General features: G+C 36.0%; 4 protein-coding genes, 1 tRNA gene and 1 riboswitch. Of the genes, 2 read left to right on the top strand and 3 right to left on the bottom strand.

Features of this window, described 5'->3' with window-relative positions:
* Positions 1-150 precede the first annotated feature (150 nt).
* Positions 151-223, bottom strand: a tRNA-Thr gene (locus QZ359_RS08590).
* 99 nt (positions 224-322) lie between these two features.
* A complete protein-coding gene (locus QZ359_RS08585) occupies positions 323-832 on the bottom strand; it encodes a QueT transporter family protein (RefSeq protein WP_049532600.1) in 510 nt (169 codons plus the stop codon).
* Positions 830-926, bottom strand: a riboswitch (PreQ1 riboswitch). Its footprint overlaps the gene before it by 3 nt.
* A 28-nt stretch (positions 927-954) precedes the next feature.
* Here QZ359_RS08585 and QZ359_RS08580 point away from each other — a divergent pair.
* Both QZ359_RS08580 and mscL read left to right on the top strand, forming a co-directional pair.
* Positions 955-1,386: a GtrA family protein gene (locus tag QZ359_RS08580; protein WP_261077592.1), complete on the top strand. Its 432-nt coding sequence runs from the start codon at positions 955-957 to the stop codon at positions 1,384-1,386.
* Between the two features lie 81 nt (positions 1,387-1,467).
* A complete protein-coding gene (gene mscL, locus QZ359_RS08575; protein WP_261077591.1) occupies positions 1,468-1,848 on the top strand; it encodes a large conductance mechanosensitive channel protein MscL in 381 nt (126 codons plus the stop codon).
* A 41-nt stretch (positions 1,849-1,889) separates the two neighbouring features.
* On the opposite strand, the gene hemH is transcribed toward mscL, so the two are convergent.
* The coding region (gene hemH / locus QZ359_RS08570) for a ferrochelatase (protein WP_293965795.1) at positions 1,890-2,875 on the bottom strand (986 nt) is incomplete at its 5' end.

Raw genomic sequence — 2,875 nt, 5'->3', positions numbered from 1 at the left:
TGAGCAACCTGCGGCTAGCTTCCTAGTTTGCTCTTTGATTTTCATTGAGTATTAGTTTTATTTACACAGATACATAAGAAATATCTTTGAAAAATTTGAGGCAGACATAACAAAAAACCTTGTAAATAAAGGTTTTTTCTGTCTATTTAATGCTAATTGCCGGGATTGAACCGGCGACCTCATCCTTACCATGGATGCGCTCTGCCAACTGAGCTAAATCAGCTTACTTAAAAAGTATACTACAGTTAGAAAATCTTGTCAAGTTTCCTAAGAAATTTTCCTAAAGAAAAAGCCAGGTAAGAGCTACCTAGCTTATCTTCTTCTATTTGCTTAAATCAATTCGACGACCAATTTTACCAATAATAATCGCTCCAATAATCAATGAGGCAAATTCACCAACTCCTGTTGTAAACCAAGTAAGGAAAAATGGTAATTCTGCTACAATATTTAACTCTGCAGCGATAGTAAACATGGAAATTGAAAAGAGGATTGAGAAGAAGAAATGATCTTTTCGAATCAATCCGTTAAAGAGGTAATCCTTGCTATATTTTGCAAAAAGCCAAACACCTAGACTAAGGAATACTAGGGTTGATCCGCCACCAACAAAGACATCTAGTAGTCCGAAGCTAAAGAAATTAGCAATCATACAACCGATGGTAACTCCGATGATATACTTGGGATTGTAAAAAGCCATAAAGTTCATCATTTCTGAAATACGGAACTGATAAGCACCATAGCTAATGGCATTTAGAGGCGGTGTGACAGTCAAAACGACATAGATAGCAGCGACGATTGCAATATCTGCAACATCACGAATAGTTAATTTTTTCATCTTTTCTCCTTTAGCGGTTATCCGCGTGTAATATGCTTGGTGAAAGAAGCTAAGCACCAAGGGTTGCTTTATTCAACCTTACTAGTATAGCACAATAGCCTGCTTTATGCTATACTTAAAACATGAAAATTCGTATTCAAAAATTTTTTAACAATGAAATCTTAACCTATCTCTTTTTTGGCCTTGCAACAACTCTAGTTTCAATTCTCTCACGACTAGTCATTTATCAGCTAACTCATAAAGAACTCCTCGCTACTGCCCTAGCAAATATTATTGGTATCCTATTTGCCTTTATCACAAATGATAGGCTTGTATTTAAGCAAGCAAGGAAGAATCGGCTCATCCGTTTAGTAAAATTTTGTCTTGCCCGCCTTTCCACTTTTCTGTTAGACTTGTTTTTAACTTTTCTCTTTGTGACTCAATTCCCTCACATCATAGGGCAATTCGTAAATGAAAACATTGATAAGGTAAATGCAATTGAAACGATAATTGCACAAATACTCATTATTATCATCAATTATATCTTGAGCAAGGTCTATATTTTTAGAAAATAATGCTCCATTTATGAGCCTTTTAATTGCCTTCTATAATGATTTAGGATACAATGAAACACGAAACGTTGAAAGGAAAACAGTATGTTAAAAAATCTAAAATCATTCTTGCTTCGTGGTAATGTTGTTGACCTTGCTGTCGGTGTGATCATTGCCTCTGCTTTTGGTGCTATCGTTACTTCATTTGTTAATGATATCATCACTCCACTTCTATTGAACCCTGCTTTGAAAGCTGCAAAAATCGAACGTATTGCTCAACTTTCATGGAATGGTGTTGCTTACGGTAACTTCTTGAGTGCTGTTATCAACTTCCTTGTAGTTGGTACTGTGCTATTCTTTGTGATTAAAGCAATGGAAAAAGCTCAAAACCTTACTAAGAAAGAAGAAGCTGCTGAGGAAGCTCCAGCTGGTCCAACTGAATTGGAAGTACTTCAAGAAATCAAAGCTCTTCTCGAGAAAAAATAATCGATTAAAAGGATCTAGCGCAAAGCTAAATCCTTTTTTCTTTACTCTTTTGGTAACTTACCTGCTTTCTCAAGCATTTTCTTAATAAGATAAGGCATCTTAACATTTTCCCGACCTTTTTTCTCAATCAATTTTTTCACAAATTCTGGCATTTGTAAATCTTGAGATTCGGCCAAGATATTTTTCGTCTCATCTGAAGGAACTAACTCATCAAAGGTTTCTTCTTCTGGGAGAAATTCCTTAAACTCTTTGTCCTCATTAGCTCTGACTGTATTAACCAAGGCATCAATCAAACGAGAATCTGTATTTGGCATTGGTGGACGATGGTAGTTTACACCAAATTCCTGACATAAGTCATAACATTCCACATCATTGTCAAACAAGACTTCAATATGCTCGCTAATGAAGCTGATAGGAACAAAAATATAATGGTCTGGATGTTCTTTCCGTTCTCTGAGATACTCTAAGACATCTGGCTTAATCCATGGAATCCCGATATCACTTTCACTTTGCCAAGTGTTAGTATATTGCTCAGAACTCAAACCTAGTTTTTCAGCGACAAGCTTGCTATTTTCAAAAATTTGGTCAATATATGGGTCACCAAAATCCAAGGCAAAAATGGGCACACTGTGGGCTGAAAAGATGACTTTAAAGCTATCCTGCTTTACTTCTTCTTTTAAAATTTTACCAATTTCATCTGCCCAATAGTTTAATAGCGCTTCTTCTTGATACCAGTCCTTAATGACTAAAAATTGAATTTGCTTGCTTTCTAAAAATTTCTCATAACCCATGACAGAGTAGAAAGAATAATGGGGCTCCAAAATCAAGCAAATACACTGTTCAATGCCGTCTGCTTCCATCTGACCAATCACATTTGGAATAAAGGGACTGGAAAACTTATTAGCAAAATAAACACTATACTCATTTCCCAGCCTAGCCTCTACCAAGGCAACCTCTTCACGCGTAATTTTTTGCAGAGGCGTGCCGCCAATTCGTACATAATTATCATAGAGAGTTTGAATTTCGT

Source organism: Streptococcus sp., from assembly GCF_019414905.1.
GTDB lineage: Bacteria > Bacillota > Bacilli > Lactobacillales > Streptococcaceae > Streptococcus.
The sequence above is the reverse complement of the archived record's forward strand: the minus strand, read 5'-3'. Positions and strand labels throughout refer to the sequence as shown.

Excerpts from the sequence above, each read along its gene's own strand:
- QZ359_RS08585 (WP_049532600.1), bottom strand. The coding sequence starts at position 832 with ATGAAAAAATTAACTATTCGTGATGTTGCAGATATTGCAATCGTCGCT.
- QZ359_RS08580 (WP_261077592.1), top strand. The coding sequence starts at position 955 with ATGAAAATTCGTATTCAAAAATTTTTTAACAATGAAATCTTAACCTAT.
- mscL (WP_261077591.1), top strand. The coding sequence starts at position 1,468 with ATGTTAAAAAATCTAAAATCATTCTTGCTTCGTGGTAATGTTGTTGAC.